General features: G+C 62.1%; 11 protein-coding genes. 6 read left to right on the top strand and 5 right to left on the bottom strand.

Annotated features, from left to right (window positions below; all coding sequences use genetic code 11):
• Positions 1-66: 66 nt before the first annotated feature.
• Entirely contained in the window at positions 67-4,965 is a 4,899-nt protein-coding gene (locus C4J86_RS03200) for an alpha-2-macroglobulin (protein ID WP_124369445.1), read from the bottom strand.
• Between the two features lie 298 nt (positions 4,966-5,263).
• On the opposite strand from C4J86_RS03200, the gene C4J86_RS03195 reads away from it, so the two are divergent.
• Positions 5,264-6,607, top strand: a complete 1,344-nt coding sequence (locus tag C4J86_RS03195; protein WP_124369444.1) for an MATE family efflux transporter — start codon at positions 5,264-5,266, stop codon at positions 6,605-6,607.
• 129 nt (positions 6,608-6,736) lie between these two features.
• Here C4J86_RS03195 and speA read toward each other — a convergent pair whose 3' ends face one another.
• The 4 genes from speA to C4J86_RS03175 all read right to left on the bottom strand — a co-directional run bounded on the left by speA (position 6,737) and on the right by C4J86_RS03175 (position 10,859).
• Positions 6,737-8,650, bottom strand: a complete 1,914-nt coding sequence (speA, locus tag C4J86_RS03190; RefSeq protein ID WP_124361102.1) for an arginine decarboxylase — start codon at positions 8,648-8,650, stop codon at positions 6,737-6,739.
• A 142-nt stretch (positions 8,651-8,792) separates the two neighbouring features.
• The gene (locus tag C4J86_RS03185) at positions 8,793-9,164 is read right to left on the bottom strand and encodes a translation initiation factor Sui1 (protein WP_124365690.1); all 372 of its coding nucleotides are present in this window, start codon (positions 9,162-9,164) and stop codon (positions 8,793-8,795) included.
• A gap of 88 nt (positions 9,165-9,252) precedes the next feature.
• Complete coding sequence (locus C4J86_RS03180) at positions 9,253-9,789, bottom strand: NUDIX hydrolase (protein WP_124369443.1); 537 nt, start codon at positions 9,787-9,789, stop codon at positions 9,253-9,255.
• A 2-nt stretch (positions 9,790-9,791) separates the two neighbouring features.
• Complete coding sequence (locus C4J86_RS03175) at positions 9,792-10,859, bottom strand: DUF2333 family protein (protein ID WP_124369442.1); 1,068 nt, start codon at positions 10,857-10,859, stop codon at positions 9,792-9,794.
• Between the two features lie 297 nt (positions 10,860-11,156).
• Between C4J86_RS03175 and C4J86_RS03170 the strand changes: the two genes are divergently transcribed.
• From C4J86_RS03170 to accC, 5 genes are all read left to right on the top strand, one after another.
• On the top strand, positions 11,157-12,827 hold the full coding sequence (locus tag C4J86_RS03170) for a PleD family two-component system response regulator (RefSeq protein ID WP_124369441.1): 1,671 nt from the start codon (positions 11,157-11,159) through the stop codon (positions 12,825-12,827).
• Between the two features lie 53 nt (positions 12,828-12,880).
• Positions 12,881-14,842 (top strand): methyl-accepting chemotaxis protein, encoded by a 1,962-nt coding sequence (locus tag C4J86_RS03165; RefSeq protein WP_124369440.1) that lies wholly within the window; start codon positions 12,881-12,883, stop codon positions 14,840-14,842.
• Between the two features lie 294 nt (positions 14,843-15,136).
• Complete coding sequence (gene aroQ, locus C4J86_RS03160; RefSeq protein ID WP_124369439.1) at positions 15,137-15,592, top strand: type II 3-dehydroquinate dehydratase; 456 nt, start codon at positions 15,137-15,139, stop codon at positions 15,590-15,592.
• A gap of 24 nt (positions 15,593-15,616) precedes the next feature.
• A complete protein-coding gene (gene accB / locus C4J86_RS03155; RefSeq protein ID WP_012721998.1) occupies positions 15,617-16,078 on the top strand; it encodes an acetyl-CoA carboxylase biotin carboxyl carrier protein in 462 nt (153 codons plus the stop codon).
• Between the two features lie 17 nt (positions 16,079-16,095).
• A complete protein-coding gene (gene accC / locus C4J86_RS03150) occupies positions 16,096-17,457 on the top strand; it encodes an acetyl-CoA carboxylase biotin carboxylase subunit (protein ID WP_124365687.1) in 1,362 nt (453 codons plus the stop codon).
• Positions 17,458-17,835: the final 378 nt, after the last annotated feature.

The raw sequence follows: 17,835 nt of genomic DNA, 5'->3' as shown, positions 1-17,835 counted from the left end.
TTGGCTGACACTCAGCTATCGGGAGCAAGCCCCCTCCCACATTAGTTTCGATTCCAGGTTGAGCGATCAGCGGCCCTTGATCACCATATCTGCCGGTGTTTCCCCCACCGCCTGCCAGTTCGGCCGGTACATCGACTCCACCTGCGGCGGCGGCACGCGGTAGGTGCCCGGCGTTACAGCCCGCGCCAGATAGAGCAAGTGCGTCGTGCCACCGTAGCCATCCAGATTCATCGCCGCCACATAACGGTCATCACGAAACTCCTGATGCTTGAGCGAGGCATTCTGCATCGATTCGCGCCACTCCTTCACCTGGCTGCTGGCGTTCTCCAGGCTGGCAGCGCTCTGCGCCAGGTTCTGGTTTTCCAGTTCCAGGCCGGCGGGCAGCAGGTCGACCACCAGGGCGTCCGGCACCCGTTGTTTGGCGCTGACCGCCAAGTGCACCAACACCAAATCACCGCTGTTGAGGCTGTGCAGGTTCAGCGGCTGGCCGTTCATGCCCAGGTATTCGCGACGGATGCTCAGATTCTCGCCGCCCGCTGCCGGTGGCACTTGTGGATAACCGGAAAGGGTCAGTTGCTGGTACACCGGCGTTTCCCCTTGATTGCTCAGGGTCAGGTCGCTGGACAGCAGCTTGTCATCCAGTTGCAGCGTCGATTGCTGATTGTTCAGTTCGCGCACCGCGCCACTGCCGGTCAGCGACACCTGCCAGCTCGCCTCTGGCTGGGCGAGCCCAAGGCGCCCAGCGAGGAACAGTGAATTACGCTCCTGGGTCGACAGATACGGGCTGGCCGCCAACTGGTCCGCCAGGGTAAACAAACGTTCCTCGCGCTTGCCCTTGGCCAGGTCATTTTCTTCCAGCAAGGCCAGGATCATCGCCTGGTCGCGCAATGGGCTGCCGTAGTCGGCCAACCATTCCTTGGCGCTGCGCTGCGCCGCCAGGCCCGCGAGCAACGCCTGGTCCGCACGCGGCTGGTCGCCCATTTTCTGCAGGGCGATGGCCAGCTGCACCAGCGGCAAGCCGGAACGCGCATCGCTGCGGCGTTCGAAGATGCTGCGCAAGGCCCCCAGCGGCGCCTGCTGACTACGCGCCAGGACCATGCCGGCGTAGGCCTGCACGGCGAAACGGGTGTGGTCGGCGTTGTCGCTGTAGTCGACTTCGATCAGGTTGCGCTCCTGCACGTAGCGCAGCAGACGCTCACTGGCTTTCTTCAGCGCCTCGGGCGGTACGGCAAAACCCTGGTCGCGCGCGCGCAGCAGGAAGTCGGTGACGTAGGCGGTCAGCCAATATTCTTCCTCGCCGTCAGCGCCCCACAAACCGAAGCTGCCGTTGTAGCGCTGCATGCCCAGCAGGCGTTCGATGCCCAGCTCGATCTTGCGTTTACGCTCGGCATCCGGCTCGCCCTTGATACTCAGGCGTTTGAGCAGCGCGTCGTCGGCATAGAGCGAGGGGTACAGACCGCTGGCGGTTTGTTCCAGGCAGCCGTAGGGGTAAGCCTTGAGCGCACTGATCTGCGCGCCGAGGTTCAACGGCGGCCGGCTGGACAGGCTCAACAACGCCTCGCGTCCAGAGCTGTCGAACTGCTCCAGGGTGCCTGCCGGCAAGCTCCACGGCTGGTCCTTGAGCACGGCGCGGTAATGCTTGAGCAACGCCGGGTAGGCAGGGCGCACGCCCAGGGTCCATTCACGGCTGAACGGCGGCAGGTTTTCACCGGGCAGGTCCAGGCCATTGACCGTGACCTTCACTTTGCCCTGCCCCAGGCCGCCCCAGGCTTTTACCGGGATACGCAGGGTGGTGCGCTGGCCTTGTTTCAGCTCGACGGTTTGCGCGCCGTTACCGGCCAGTTCAAGTTGCCCTTCGGCGGTCAGTTGCACCTCGAGTTTCTGCGCCTTGCCTGACAAGTTGGACAGGTCCAGCGCCAAGGTGGTCTGGTCACCCCCGGCCAGGAAGCGCGGCGCCGACAGCTCGGCAATCAGCGGCGCGGCGATGACCGTCTTGGCTTCGGCCATGCCATAGCGATCATCGCTCCAGGCCTGGGCCATCAGGCGCAGTTCACCGTTGAAATCCGGAATATTGACGCTGACTTCACCCTCGCCCTTTTCGTTGAGGGTGACCGGCGCGCTTTGCAGGGCGACGATGGTCACGCTGGTGTCCGGGCGCTTGCCACCCTTGGCCAGTGCCGCATCGCCACCGAACGCCAGGCTGGCCAGGCGGCCCTGCCCGGCTTCGATCAACTGGCCGTAGATGTCGAACTGGTCCACGCCGTAGGCCTTGCGGCCGAACAGGCTGGCGTACGGATCGGGTGTGGGGTATTCGGTGATATTGAGAATGCCCACGTCCACCGCGGCCACCAGCACATGCACCTGCTTGGGCACACTGCCGTCGGCATTCCTGGCAGCGATCTTCACCGTCAGCGGCTGTTTGGGGCGCATTTTTTCCGGCGCGGTCAGCGTGAGGCCAAGCTTGCGCTGGGTACGATCCAACGGCAGGTGCAGCAGGCCCACCGCGCGCTTGGGGGTGATATTGGCTTTGCGCTCGCCAGGGCGGATTACCAGTGCGCTCACGTACAGATCATGCCGCGACCATTTCGGGTCGAGCTTCACGGCGAAGCTTTTACCTTCGGCCGGCACGTCGATTTCCTGCCACCACAGCGGCCCTTCGGCGGACTCCACCAGCAGGTAGCCTTTGCCGGCAGCCGGCGGGGTGACGGTGACATTGGCGGTGTCGCCATCGCCATAGGCGGGTTTATCCAGCGCCAGCTTGACCTGGTCGGGGCGCACGGCGCCGCCTTCGGTGTTGTCCTGGGCCTGGTAGCCGGCCCAGAAGCGCAGGCTGCTGATCAGGCCGGTCTGCGGATCTTCGACCTCCACGCGATAAGGGCCCCACTCCACCTGGAAGCTGACCTTGGCGGTATCTCCAGCCTTGATGTCGAGGGTCTGTTCGTCGAGGTTGAGGAATTTCTCGTTGTAGTGATAGCTCCAGCCATCATTGTCGGAGTAGTTCCAGTAGTAGTCGCGGCGCTCACGCACCAGACGCACCTTGAGGTTCTGCGCGGCGAGTTTCTGCCCGTCCTGGTTGGCCACCAGCACTTCAAATTCCGCCGGACCATCGCCGTTGGTTTCAGTGCCGTCAAACAGCCCGCGCAGGCCCGGCAGCTGCTCGGCCGGCCAGATCGGCTGTACCAGGCGCCGGGTGATCGGCCGCCCGCCCGACTCTTGCAGGCTGGCTTGCACGATCAGTTGCAGCGGCGACTTGGCCTCGGTCCATTTGCTTTCCAGGGTCAGTTCTTCCTGGCCCTTGGCGTCGAGCGTGCTTTCGTCCAGTTCGAAATCCTGGCTCAGCTCTTCTTCGGTGACCGAACCGAACTGGAAGCCCGGCAGGGCTTTGACCGCCTCACGCAGCGGGCGCACATAAACCTGCCCGCTGACCCGATTGCCCGAGGCCGGCGCGCCGTACAGATAACGGCCGTTGACCTGGATGACCGGGTCATCCGCCGGGCTCAGCGCGGTGTCACTGCCCTTGAGTTCCAGCGCCAGGCGCTCAGGCAGGAAGTCTTCGACGAGGAATTCATACAGCTGCGGCTTGCCATCGCCCAAGTCGAATACCAACTGCCACCGCCCGGTCGGTGCTTCGCCGGCCAGTTGCAGCGCGTATTGATAGAGGCCGGAAGCGTCGGCGTCCCACACGAACTTGCGGCTGACCTGCTCATCCGGTCGGCGCACTTCGACGCTCACCGGTTGCGGCTTGACGGCGTTGCCGTCCTTGTCGCGCAACAGCGCGTTGAGCAGCACGGTTTCGCCGGGGCGGTACAAGTCACGCGGGCCGAACACAAAAAACTGCAGCGGATGGGACGGCTGGCCAGCGATGTCGAACTCGGCCAGGTCCAGCGCGGCGCTGTCGAGGCGCAATAAGCTGGTCTGTTCGCCTTGCTTGGCTAGCAGCACCTGGGCTTTTTTCGGCAGCGGCAACTCGGCGTGGCCACCGTCTTCGGTCTTGCCCTGGCCGAGTACACGGCCTTCGGCATCGAGAATTTCCAGCTCGACGCCGTTCAGCGCCTTGCCACCTTCCAGCGCCTGGGTAAACACATCCAGGCGATTGGCGTAGCGGTGCACCGACAGGCCGATATCGCTCAAGGTGAACAACGTGGCCGGTTGCGAATAGTTGTAGGTGCCTGAGGCGCGCATCACCGCCAGGTACACACCGGGCTGCTGCAATTGCTTGAGGCCGGCGATCGGCAGCAACAGGGTTTCGCGGGTGTTGCGCGCCGGGTTCAAGTCGAAACGCCCGCCGTAGACCAGATCGGCCATCGGCAGCAATTCGCGCGACTCGTAACTTTGCAGGCTGGTATTGCGCCCCCACTGCGCGAGGAACGACGGCAGGGACTCGGGCTTGATGCGGAAGAATTCGACGTCGATCTTGTCGACGTTCAGCGCGATCACCGGCAAGCCCTCAGCCAGGCGTGTGGGCAACAATGTGCCGCGGCTGGCGAAGCCGACGGTGGCTTGCAGGTCACGGGTTTCCAGGCGGGCGCTGTACTCGGCGGGCAGCAGGGCGTTATTCACCGCCTTGACGCCAGGGTCAACCGTAAGCACCAGCTTGCGCTGCGGCTCCAGGTGGCGCAGGCGCAATTCCATCAAGTTGTCGGAGAGTTCCCAGGCGCCATCGACCCTGCCCGAGGTGCTGTCCACCAGATGGACTTTGTCGGCGAACTTCTGATCAGGGTCCAGGGGAATGGAGAAACTCACCGACAAGGTGCTGGCCCCATCCAACTGCACCTCGGACACGTCCACCACACTCAACTCGCGCCCGGCGTAGCGCTGCTTCAACGCCGCCACATCCACTGCCGCCTTGGCCGGCTTGGGCGCCACGCTCGCCGCCGGGGCGGAGGGCGCAGACGGTTTATCGGAAGAATCGCAGGCGCTCAGCAGGGCCAGCGCGCAGGCCAGGAACAATCCTTTGTTAAGCATGGGGCACTCGTCGTCAGAGGAAACCGGGGGTGAACTATATATCAGCGCCGGGCAAGCCGCTGTGGCGCCGGTCACATTGACCGACGGAGGGTGGGTTGGTTCTCGGCGTCATTCGGGCTAAACCAAATCCCACAAACAATGCAGATCAAAATGTGGGAGGGGGCTTGCTCCCGATAGCGGTACATCAGCAACAAATCAGTTGTCTGACACTCTGCCATCGGGAGCAAGCCCCCTCCCACATTTGGATCTGCTGTGTGACTGAGGGCCGGGTACAATGCCGCTCCACCAAGGAGCCTTCATGACCACCCTGCTCGCCGACTGGCGCCACCGCCCCACCCATCGCCGTGTCTGGGCCCTGGCCGCGCCGATGATCCTGTCGAATATCTCCGTGCCGCTGGTAGCCCTGGTCGACAGCATGGTCATCGGCCACCTGCCCCACGCTCACCAACTGGGCGCCGTGGCCGTCGGGGCCAGCCTGTATACCTTCCTCGCCTGGGCCATGGGTTTCCTGCGCATGGGCTCCACCGGCTTCGCCGCACAGGCCGCCGGGCGTAATGACGGCGCGGCCTTGCGGCAAATCCTGCTGCAGGGTTTGTTGCTGGCGCTGGGGTTGGCGATGTTGCTGGGAACCGTCGGCATTCCGCTGAGCCATCTGGCCCTGGAGTGGATGCAGCCCTCCGCCGAACTGAAACAGCTGACCCGCGAGTTCTTCCATACGCGCCTGTTTGGTTTGCCTGCCGCACTGGCCACTTATGCGCTGGTCGGCTGGTTCCTCGGCACCCAGAACGCCCGGGCGCCGCTGGCGATTCTGCTGACCACCAACCTGGTCAATATCGCGCTGAACCTGTGGTTCGTGCTCGGCCTGGACTGGGGCGTGGTCGGTTCGGCCCGCGCCTCGGTAATTGCCGAGTGGACCGGCGCCCTGCTCGGCCTGGCTCTCACGCAAAAAGCCCTGCGCGCCTACCCTGGGCATATCGCCTGGGGCGCATTGAAACTGTGGGAAAGCTGGCGCCCGCTGCTGGCGGTGAACCGCGACATCTTTATCCGCAGCCTGGCGTTGCAGTCGGTGTTCTTCATGATCACGGTACAAGGTGCGCGCCTGGGGGATGCGACCGTGGCGGCCAATGCGCTGCTGCTCAACGGCCTGCTGCTGACCGCTCACGCTTTGGACGGCCTGGCCCACGCGGTGGAAGCCCTGTGCGGCCACGCCATCGGTGCGCATGATCGCCAGGCGTTGAGACGTTCATTGGTGGTGGCCTGTGGCTGGTCATTGATCGCCAGCCTGGGCTTCGCATTGCTCTTTACCTTCGGCGGCCATGTGTTTATCGCCATGCAGACGGATATTCCCAGCGTGCGCGAAACCGCCGATATCTACCTGCCCTACCTTGCGGTATTGCCGTTGATTGCGGTGTGGAGTTATTTACTGGATGGGCTGTTTATCGGCGCAACGCGGGCGCGGGAAATGCGCAATGGGATGTTGCTGACGGTGCTGTTGGTGCTGCCGCTCGCCTGGGCACTGCAGGGGCTGGGCAACCACGGGTTGTGGATAACCTTCCTGGTGTTCATGGCGGTGCGCAGTCTAACCCTGTGGGCGATTGCGTGGCGGTTGAATCGGCAGGGCCTGTGGCTGGGCGCCAACTGAAGAAATGCAATCCAAATGTGGGAGGGGGCTTGCTCCCGATTGCGGTGTGTCAGCCACTAATGTTCTGACTGATCCACTGCTATCGGGAGCAAGCCCCCTCCCACATTTTTAGAGCTGTATCAGTTGCTATTACGAGGACAGGTACGACGACCGCGTCAGGCCCAGGCGCAGCGCATCCAGGAACTGGGTGCGCTCCGACGCGGAGATCTTCGCGCTCGCGCACTTGTCACGGTAATGCGTCATCAACTCTTCCGGCGACAAGTGCACATAGCGCAGCATGTCTTCGATGGTGTCGTGGGTCTCGATACCGGCGCTGTACACCGAACCGTCTTCACGCTGGTAGATGTTCACCGAGTCGGTGTCGCCGAACAGGTTGTGCATGTCACCGAGGATTTCCTGGTAAGCCCCCACCAGGAAAATACCCAGCAGGTAGTCTTCGCCCTCGTTCAGGGCATGTACCGGCAGGCTGGTCTCGATGCTCTGCTCGTCGACGTACTGCTTGATCTTGCCGTCGGAGTCGCAGGTCAGGTCTTGCAGCACGGCGCGGCGCAGCGGCTCTTCGTCGAGGCGATGCAGCGGCAGGATCGGCAGCACCTGGCCGATGGCCCAGGTGTCCGGCAGGCTCTGGAACACCGAGAAGTTGCAGATGTACTTGTCGGCCAACTTGTCGTTGAGTTCGTCCAGCACCTGGCGGTGCGAGCGCTGGCGGGCTTTCAACGAATTGTGCAGGCGGCGGCACACGGCGAAGTAGCACTGTTCGGCCAGGGCTTTCTCGGCCAGGGTCAGTTTGCCGTCGGCATACTGGGTAGCCACGTCGCTCATGTAGTGGGTGGCGCGCCAGTAGGTTTCGGTGACCATCTCGATATCGGTCGGGCCGAGCAGGTCCACCAGCCATTGCACGGTTTCGGGCAGGCTTTCCTTGTTTTCGATAGTCGGGATTTCGTCGTTGTGTTTCTCGACGTCGGTCACCTGCACCACCAGCATGGCGTGGTGGGCGGTCAGGGAACGGCCGCTTTCGGAGAAGATGTGCGGGTGCGGCAGGCTCTGCGCGTCGCAGAATTCCTTGAGCATGCCCACCACCACGCCGGCGTAGTCGTCCATGTCGTAGTTGATCGAGCTGGCGTTACGCGAGTGGGTACCGTCGTAGTCCACGCCCAGTCCGCCGCCGACGTCGATGTGGTCCACCGGCAGGCCGAGGTTGCGCAGCTCGCCGTAGTAACGAATGGCTTCCTTGAAGCCGTGCTGGTAGTCGGCCAGGTTGGCGATCTGCGAGCCCATGTGAAAGTGCAGCAGGCGGATGCCCTGGTCGAGGCCCGCCGCGCGGAAACGCTCGACCACCGACAGCAGTTGCGCCGCCGACAACCCGAACTTGGACTTTTCACCGCCGGTATCAGCCCACTTGCTCGAGGCCAGCGACGACAGGCGCACACGCAAGCCGACCTGGGGCTTGACCTTGAGGCTGGCAGCCTCTTCGATCACCAGCCCCACTTCGGATTCTTTCTCGATCACGATAAACACGTTGTGGCCGAGCTTCTGGCCCATCAGCGCGAGGCGGATGAACTCACGGTCCTTGTAACCGTTGCAGACGATGGTGCCGCCCTTCGGCGCCAGGGCCAATACGGCCAGCAGCTCAGGCTTGGAGCCGGCTTCCAGGCCGATGGAGACGTTCTGGGTGGCGATGATGTTCTCGATCACCGCTTCCTGCTGGTTCACCTTGATCGGGTACAGCGCGGTGTATTGGCTCTGGTATTCCAGGCGCTCGATGTTCGAATCGAAGGCACCGGTGAGCTGGCGGACACGGTCTTGCAGGATATCGGGGAAGCGCACCAGCAGCGGCAACGACAGGCCGCTTTTGCGCAACGCGTCGACTTGCTCGTACAGATCGACGGGCGTGCTGTTCGGACCGTTCGGACGGACTTCTACGCGACCGGCTTCATTGATCGCGAAATAACCGGCCCCCCAATGGCGAATCCCATAAACGCTACGGCTGTCCGCAACTGTCCATTGGCTGCCATCGTCTTTGCGTGTGCGTCGTACGGACATCGAAGTCCCCTATAAATGAAGGCGAAGGCGCCACCTCAAGCGGAGGCTGGCGCAGTCTAAAGAATGAAAATGACGATTTGCCTGTGAGGGAGGTAGACCTCGCTTGCAGGACAGAGTTTAGACACAGGTTGGGAAGAGGCTTTCAGCCGCCGGACTTCTTGGCCTTGTAACCGAGCTTGATCAACTCGGCCAACAGCAGTTCGACGTGATCGCCCTGGATTTCGATGACCCCGTCTTTCAACGCGCCACCGGTGCCGCAGCGCTTTTTCAGCGCGGTGGCAAGCTCCTTGAGCGCCTCTTCGGCCAGCGGCACGCCGGTGATGGTGGTCACCGTCTTGCCGCCACGGCCTTTGCTCTCGCGGCGTACGCGGGCAATGCCGTCGCCTTCGGGAATCAGGGTGTGTTTGCAGGTGCACGAGTCCACGGGCTGACGACAGTCCGGGCAGTGTCGACCTGCGTCGGTGGAAAATACCAGGCCACCCAGGGCGGCGAAGGATGCGGCTTTCTTGGCCACCGGCAATCCTCTAGGGGATGAAAAGTGGCGCAGTGTAACGGCAAAAAGCCAAGTTGCTAAGGGCCAAATGGCGCCATTTCATGCAACTTTAGCGACGCAACGCCAGATAGCGCCGCAGGCCCTCTTGAGCGTCCGGGCAGTAAGACTTGTGTTTCGCCTCGCTCAACACCGTTTCAATCGGCAGGAAGCGCGCTTCCATGACTTCTTCGGGCTGCAGGCACAGTGGCCCGTCCCATACCGCAGAGTAGGAGGTGCACCAAAGCCTGCTGTCGCCGTCTTCGAAATAGAAATGGTCATGTTCGGTCAACTCCACGCCGCTGACGCCGAGTTCTTCTGCAAGCTCACGGGCCGCCGAATCGGCATAGGTTTCCCCTGCCGCGACCATCCCGCCCGCAGCCGTGTCCCAGAACCCCGGGTACAGTGCTTTGCTCAGGGTGCGCCGATGCACGCACAACTCACCCTTGGCATTGAACAGGAATATGAAGGTGCAACGGCCGATCAAGCCACGCCGGCGTAGGTCGGACCTGACCAGGTGGCCGAGCAGGTTGTCCTGCTCGTCGACCCAGCAGATCAGTTCAGCATCGGAGGCTACCCGGTGGGCGGCCTCCCTTTGAGTAGCGTCCATCATCAACCCTGGTTGAGGAGCTGACGCAAGTCGATCACTGCAGCGTTGGCCCGGGAAATGTAGTTGGCCATTACCAGCGAATGGTTCGCCAGTACGCCGAAACCACTGCCATTGAGAATCATCGGACTCCACACCGGTTCCTGCGAGGCCTCAAGCTCACGAATGATCTGGCGCACGCTGACGGTGGCGTTTTTCTTGGCCAGCACGTCGGCAAAATCGACTTCGATGGCGCGCAGCAGGTGGGACAGTGCCCACGCCTGGCCACGGGCCTCGTAGAACACGTTGTCGATCTGCATCCAGGGGGTTTCCACCACTTCCTCATCGACCTGCGGCACTTCGCCCGGCGCCAGCGCTTCGGTTTTCAACGCGGTGTTCAGCTTGACCCGGCCCACGCTGGCCGACAGGCGTTGCGACAGCGAACCCAGGCGGGTGGCGACATCGCCCAGCCAGTTGTTCAGGTTGTCGGCGCGGGAATAGAACAGCGCGCCCTTCTGGTTCGGGTCGGACAGGCGTGCTTCGTAGCGGTTCAGGGAGTTGATGCCTTCCTGGTATTCCGACTCGCTGGACGGCAGCACCCAGCTCTTGTTGTCGAAGTTGAAACGCGGCTCGGCCTTGGCCAGGTCAGCGTCTTCAGCCGACTGCGACTGGGAACGGGCGAAGTCTTTGCGCAAGGCACGGGTCAGGTCACGCACCTGCACCAGCACGCCGTACTCCCAGCTGGGCATGTTGTCCATCCACAGGCCTGGCGGGAAACGGTCGTTGGAAATGTAGCCACCGGGCTTGTTCAGCAAGGTGCCGACCACGGTTTTCAGGGTTTCGACGGTGGTGTAGCCGATCACCATCTGCTTGCCTTCCTTCTCGGCGGCCAGCTGGGCGTTTTGCTGGACCGGGAACAACGCCGGTTCCTGACTCCAATACCAACCCAGGCCACCGGCGACCAGCAAGTACAAGCAGATCACGCTGAGCAAGGCGCGGCTCATCAGCAGGTTGCGAACGTAGCTGCGGTTGGCCGACTTGGGCTCAGGGGCGGGGCCTTTGGCACTGCCTTCGCGGTTTTTCCAGTCCAGCATGGCGATATCCTTTCAATCACTTGAGTTCATGCACATCAATTGTCCGGGTGCGGTCAAACATTCCGACCACAACCCTACCCCATCGTGCCCATCGGTGCGGGCTTTTAAACCAAATTGGCGCATACCGAAGGTTGGACTATAAAGGATGCACGCTTTTTACACAGCGCGACCACGAGGTCAAAAAATGAATACCGCAGACACCTACTTAATTGACGTATGACACTCATGCAGCAGAAAAGAGATGCTAGCATAGAGCCATCAGTCGACCTCAGCATGCACCCGCACAGTAGTCAGGATATGACCGAGTCAGAAGACCCCAGCCGCGAGCGTCTCAAGCAGCACTTTGCCCAGCGGGTAATTCATCAGGCACGTCAAATCCTTGAGATCTGGCAGCGCCTGCAGCGTAGCGAATGGTCCAACGCGGATTTCTCCGAGCTCAATGAAGCCAATCTGCGCCTGCAGCGCTTTGCCGAGCGTTTCGAACAGCCCGAACACCGCCAACTGGCCCAGCACATTGGCGAGTCCCTCAGGGCGGTGGATGAAAACCGCGGGCGCCTGAGCAGCCAATTGATCACCGAGCTCAATCGCTTGATGCAGCGCTTGTCGCGCACCGGGCTGCGCCAGGGCGATCAGCTGGAACAAACCCTGCTGCCGCCGATGCGCAAGCCGATCTACGTGATGCTGGCCGACCACAACCGCGCCGAGCGCCTGGCCAAGCAGTTGGAATTCTTCGGCATGAGCGCCCAGTCCCTGGACAGCGTCGCAGCCTTTCGCGCCGCCATGGCCGAGCGCCTGCCGTCGGCCATCGTGATGGACGTGGATTTCTGCGGCACCGGCCTGGGCCTTAAACTGGCTGCCGAAGCCCAGGAAGGCCTGGAGCAAAAGCTGCCGCTGCTGTTTTTCAGCCTGCATGAAACCGACACCCCGACCCGCCTGGCCGCCGTGCGCGCCGGCGGTGAAGAATTCCTGACCGGCACGCTGGAGGCCTCGAGCCTGCTGGAAAAGATCGAAGTGCTGACCTGCGTGGCTCAATATGAGCCGTATAAAGTGCTGATCATTGACGACTCCCGCGCCCAGGCATTGCATACCGAGCGCCTGCTCAACAGCGCCGGCATCGTCACCCGCACGTTGATCGAGCCGATCCGGGCCATGGCCGAACTGGCCGACTTCCAGCCCGACCTGATCATCCTCGACATGTACATGCCCGCCTGCACCGGCACCGAGCTGGCCAAGGTGATTCGTCACAACGACCGTTATGTCAGCGTACCGATCATCTACCTGTCGGCCGAAGACGACCTGGACAAACAGCTGGATGCGATGAGCGAAGGCGGTGACGATTTCCTGACCAAGCCGATCAAGCCGCGCCATCTGATCACCACCGTGCGCAACCGTGCGGCGCGTGCGCGCAATTTGAAAGCGCGGATGGTGCGCGACAGCCTGACCGGGCTGTACAACCACACGCATATCCTGCAACTGCTCGAAGACTGCAGCTTCCGCGCCCGCCGCGAGAACAAGCCGCTGAGCTTTGCCATGCTCGATATCGACCACTTCAAGCGGGTCAATGACAGCCACGGTCACCCCATGGGCGACCGCGTGATCAAAAGCCTGGCGTTGTTTCTCAAGCAGCGTTTGCGCAAAAGCGACTATATCGGCCGCTATGGCGGTGAGGAATTCGCCATTGTGATGCCCGACACCGACCTCGAATCGGCCTGCAAAGTGCTGGACGAGATTCGTGGGCGTTTTGCGGAAATCCATTACCCGGCCCAACCCCAGGATTTATGGTGCACCTTCAGCGCCGGACTGGTGGAGCTGTGCGACGGTTCCGACAGCCTGACGATGGCCGCCCAGGCCGATGAGGCGCTGTACCGCGCCAAGCATGCCGGACGTAACCGCGTGCAAGCCGCTCGCACATCAAAGCAAAGTGCCATCTTTTCACCGGAATCCACTGATTCGGTCATAACTTTGTAATGTAAACGCAATAACTTCAGGCACTTATCTTTTGCTGTCGGTTGAAACCACGCATGCGCCTGAAGCTGCTGACCAATCTCAATACCCTTTTGTTGGTGGCCGTGTGCCTGGCACTCGGAGCGACGCTGTGGTGGTCGCAACGGGCGCTGGAGCGCCCGTACCTGTTGATGGAGCGCTATCTGGGGCTGTCCCAGGCCTTTGAGAACCAGGCCGCACGCAATATCGACGACTACCTGGCCAGCGGCGATGCCCTGCGCTTGAGCAGCGCCGGCCAGAGCCTGGAAAGCCTGCTGCAGCAGCTCGATTCATTGCCGCCCGAGTTGGCGCAGAACCTGCGGCCCAGCCTCACGGAGCTAGACACCTTCAGCAAAACCGACCTGCTCGCCGCCGGCAAACTGGCCGGCGACCCGCAAGCGCTGTTATTGCAGGCCGAACGCGAGCTGGGGGCGAACCTGGAGCAACTGAGCCAGTACGCCAGCGCCGTGAATGCCCCGGACGCGGCGCGCTATCTGCCGCCACTGCTGGCCGCCTCGCAACACTTGGGCAAGCTGTCCCTGGCCCGGGACAAACTGGTGAGCAGCGGTCGCGCCGAATTGGCCGATGATGTCGAGCGTGAAATCGCCAACATTCGTACCCAGGCCGACCTGTTGGCCCAGCTGCCTTTGCTCGGGGTGAAGGCCAGCGCCGAATCCAGCAGCGACGATTTTTCCGCGTTGATGGGCCTGGAAAACGCTGAAAAAACCGAAGCCCAGGACACCGGCGTCGACCTCAAGCGTGAACTCAACAGCCTGTTGACTCGCTACCCCGCCGAACTCAAGCGCACCCGCGAACAGATCCAGCAACGCACCGACCTCGCCGCCGCTACACATATCAAGATCACCCGCGTGCGACAAGCCATCGCCGGCCTGGAGCCGGTGGTGCGCGCACAGCACGCCAACATCCAGGGCGAAGTGCGCCTGATGCAGGGGCTGATGATTGGCCTGATCCTGCTTATCGCACTGTTGATCGATACCCTGCAACGCCGCCTGGCGCGGGTGCTGACCCACCTCGCCCCGGCGCTGTCCACCTGGGCCGAAGGCAACTTCAGCCAGCCGATCGCCTTGGGCAGGACCAATCGCGAACTGCACGACATCGAAGCCTCGCTGAACCGCCTGCGCGCTTATCTGGTGGACCTCGTCGGCACGATCCGCGGCAATGCCGAAGAAGTCGCAGGCAGCAGCCGCACCCTGGCCGAACTGAGCAGCGGTTTGCACGACGGCGCCGAACGCCAGGCCGGGGACACCGCGCAGATTCGTGACTCCCTGGGCGAACTGGAGGCGACCATCCAGCAAGTGGCGGGTGATGCCAGCCAGGCTGCGGGTGCGAGTCGCAGTGCCGGCGTCGCAGTGGAACAAGGCCAGCGGGTGATCGGCCTGAGCCTGGCCGGGTTGCATGCCCTGGTGGGTGAAGTGCAGCAAAATGCGCAAATGATCGAGAAACTCGCCGCAGAGTCCGCGACCATCGGCGGCGTACTCACGGTGATCCGCTCGATCGCCGAGCAGACCAACCTGCTGGCGCTCAACGCAGCGATCGAAGCGGCCCGCGCCGGTGAGGCCGGGCGCGGTTTTGCCGTGGTTGCCGATGAAGTGCGCTCCCTGGCCCAACGTACCGCCGGCGCCACCGCCGAAATCCAGGGCCTGATCGCCGGCCTGCAAACCGCCGCCCACCAATCGGTGCAAGGCATGCGTGCCCAGGTCGAACACGCCGAAGCCACCGCCGAGCAAGCCCAGGCCGCCGATGGCGCGCTGGATGAAATCGTCGGGGCGATCCAGACCATCTCCGCGACCGCCGTGCGCATCGCTGACGTGACGGCGCAACAAAGCGGGGCCGTGAGTGAGATTCGCGACAACAGCGAAAGAATTCACCAACTGGGTGAAGACAACCTGCGGCGTATCGGCCAGGGACGCAGCCAGGGCGAGCATCTGCTGGTGCTGGGTGGGCAGCTCAATACGGCTGTAAAAGCCTTTCGGGTCTGACCCGATCCCGCGCCCTATGAAGATCAAATGTGGGAGGGGGCTTGCCCCCGATTGCGGTAGCTCAGTTACAGATGTAGAGACTGACACACTGCTATCGGGGGCAAGCCCCCTCCCACATTGATCTCCCACATGCTCTCGATTGCATTGCCAATGACCAGATCCTGAGCCACAGTCACAAATTTCGCGCAATCCTCGCTAATCGTGCTGGCTACTGCATAGAACTGGACAGTCACAAAGGCTTTGCGGCATAGTCGCCGGGTTCTGCCATACCCCACCAATAACAAGGAACAGCCGATGGCGACCTTACTGGTTCTTCACGGACCCAACCTGAACCTGCTCGGCACCCGTGAACCGGGCGTCTACGGGGCAGCGACCCTGGATCAGATCAACCTCGATCTGGAACAGCGGGCCCGTGTCGCCGGCCACCATTTGCTCTACCTGCAAAGCAATGCCGAGTATGAATTGATTGATCGCATCCATGCCGCGCGTGGCGAAGGCGTGGATTTCATTCTGATCAATCCCGCCGCTTTTACGCACACAAGCGTTGCATTACGTGACGCGCTGCTGGCGGTGAGCATCCCATTCATCGAAGTGCATTTATCGAACGTGCACAAACGCGAAGCTTTCCGCCATCACTCTTACTTCTCCGATGTAGCGGTAGGAGTGATCTGCGGCCTTGGCGCCAGCGGTTACCGACTGGCCCTGGAGGCCGCCCTGGAACACGTTGAAGAACAGGCTAAACGCCCCTGACCGACCCTTGGGAGTTGATGATTCATGGATATCCGTAAAGTTAAGAAACTGATCGAACTGCTGGAAGAATCCGGTATCGACGAGCTGGAAATCAAGGAAGGCGAAGAGTCCGTACGGATCAGCCGTCACAGCAAGACCCCGGCTCAACAGTTCTACGCGCCACAGATGCAAGCACCGGCTCCCGCCGCTGCCGCACCTGCAGCCGCTCCAGCCGCCGCCGCGCCTGCGGCGCCAGCAGCCCCTGCGCTGAACGGTTTCGTCGTCAAGTCGCCAATGGTCGGTACTTTCTACCGCACCCCGGCACCGACCTCGCCAGCCTTCGTTGAAGTGGGCAAGACCGTGAAAGTGGGCGACACCATCTGCATCGTTGAAGCGATGAAGATGATGAACCACATCACGGCTGAAAAAGCCGGCGTCATCGAATCCATCCTGGTAGAAAACGGTCAGCCGGTTGAGTACGACCAGCCGCTGTTCACCATCGTTTGAACCGCGGAGCGCCTTCGATGTTGAAACCTGCGAAGAAACTGCAAAAAGTCCTGATCGCCAACCGCGGCGAGATCGCGCTGCGTATCCTGCGCGCCTGTAAGGAAGAGGGCATCAAGACCGTCGCTGTTTACTCGACGGCCGATACCGAATTGATGCACGTTAAACTGGCGGACGAGAGCATCTGCATCGGCCCGCCCCTGGCGACCAACTCGTACCTGAAAGTCTCGAACATCATCGCTGCCGCCGAAGTGACCGGCGCCGATGGCATTCACCCAGGCTACGGCTTCCTCGCGGAAAACGCCGATTTCGCCGAACAGGTGGAAAAATCCGGGTTTGCCTTCATCGGCCCGAAAGCCGAAACCATTCGCCTGATGGGCGACAAGGTCTCGGCCAAGGACGCCATGATCGCGGCCGGCGTGCCTACCGTTCCCGGCTCCGACGGCCCGCTGCCGGAAGACGAGGAAACCGCTCTGCGCATCGGTCGTGAAGTCGGCTACCCGGTGATCATCAAGGCCGCCGGTGGCGGTGGTGGTCGCGGCATGCGCGTGGTGCACAAGGAAGAAGAACTGATCGAAGCCGCCAAGCAGACCCGCTCCGAAGCGGCTGCTTGGTTCGGCAACCCGATGGTCTACCTGGAGAAGTACCTGACCAACCCACGTCACGTGGAAGTGCAGGTACTGTCCGACGGCCAGGGCCACGCGATCCACCTGGGCGACCGCGATTGCTCGCTGCAACGTCGTCACCAGAAGGTGCTGGAAGAAGCACCGGCACCGGGCCTGGACGAGAAAGCCCGCCAGGAAGTCCTGGCGCGCTGCGTCAAGGCGTGCATCGACATCAACTACCGTGGCGCCGGTACTTTCGAGTTCCTCTACGAGAACGGCCGTTTCTACTTCATCGAGATGAACACTCGCGTGCAGGTAGAGCACCCGGTGTCGGAGATGGTCACCGGTATCGACATCGTCAAGGAGATGCTCAGCATCGCCGCCGGCAACGTGCTGTCCTTCACCCAGGACGACGTGAAGATCCATGGCCACTCGCTGGAATGCCGGATCAACGCCGAAGACCCGCAAACCTTTATGCCGAGCCCAGGCCTGGTCAAGCATTTCCACGCGCCCGGCGGCAACGGCGTACGCGTAGATTCGCACCTGTACAGCGGCTACAAGGTTCCGTCCAACTACGACTCGCTGATCGGCAAGCTGATCACCTGGGGCGCGACTCGCGACGAGGCCATGGCCCGCATGCGCAACGCCCTGGACGAAATCGTGGTCGACGGCATCAAGACCAACATCCCGCTGCATCGGGACCTGGTGCGTGATGAAGGCTTCTGCGAAGGTGGCGTGAACATTCACTACCTGGAACACAAGCTGGCCAACCAGTAAGTGCTCCACCCAACCTAGCCGCCTTCGGGCGGCTTTGTTGTTTCTGGAACTCCGATTTCCAGGATGTACACAGTTCAAATGTGGGAGGGGGCTTGCTCCCGATGGCGGTGGCTCAGTTACAGATGTTGAGACTGACACACCGCTATCGGGGCATAGGTATCTACACAACTTTGTAGCAGCATAGGTAACCACGATGCGAAGCGAGCCGCTCTTGATCTTGCTCTTGATCTAGGCGCCCCGTTAAACCACGCTGGCCGGAATTCGACAGTGATTTGGGGGGTAAACCGGCAGGGATGCCGGTTTAGCCGCCCCGCGCCATGGATGGCGCGTGGCGGCGGCCCCCCAAATCACTGTCGGATTACGGGCACACCGAGCCTA

Source organism: Pseudomonas sp. R2-7-07, from assembly GCF_003852355.1.
GTDB lineage: Bacteria > Pseudomonadota > Gammaproteobacteria > Pseudomonadales > Pseudomonadaceae > Aquipseudomonas.
Note: the sequence above shows the minus strand (reverse complement) of the source record. Positions and strands in the feature narration are given on the sequence as shown.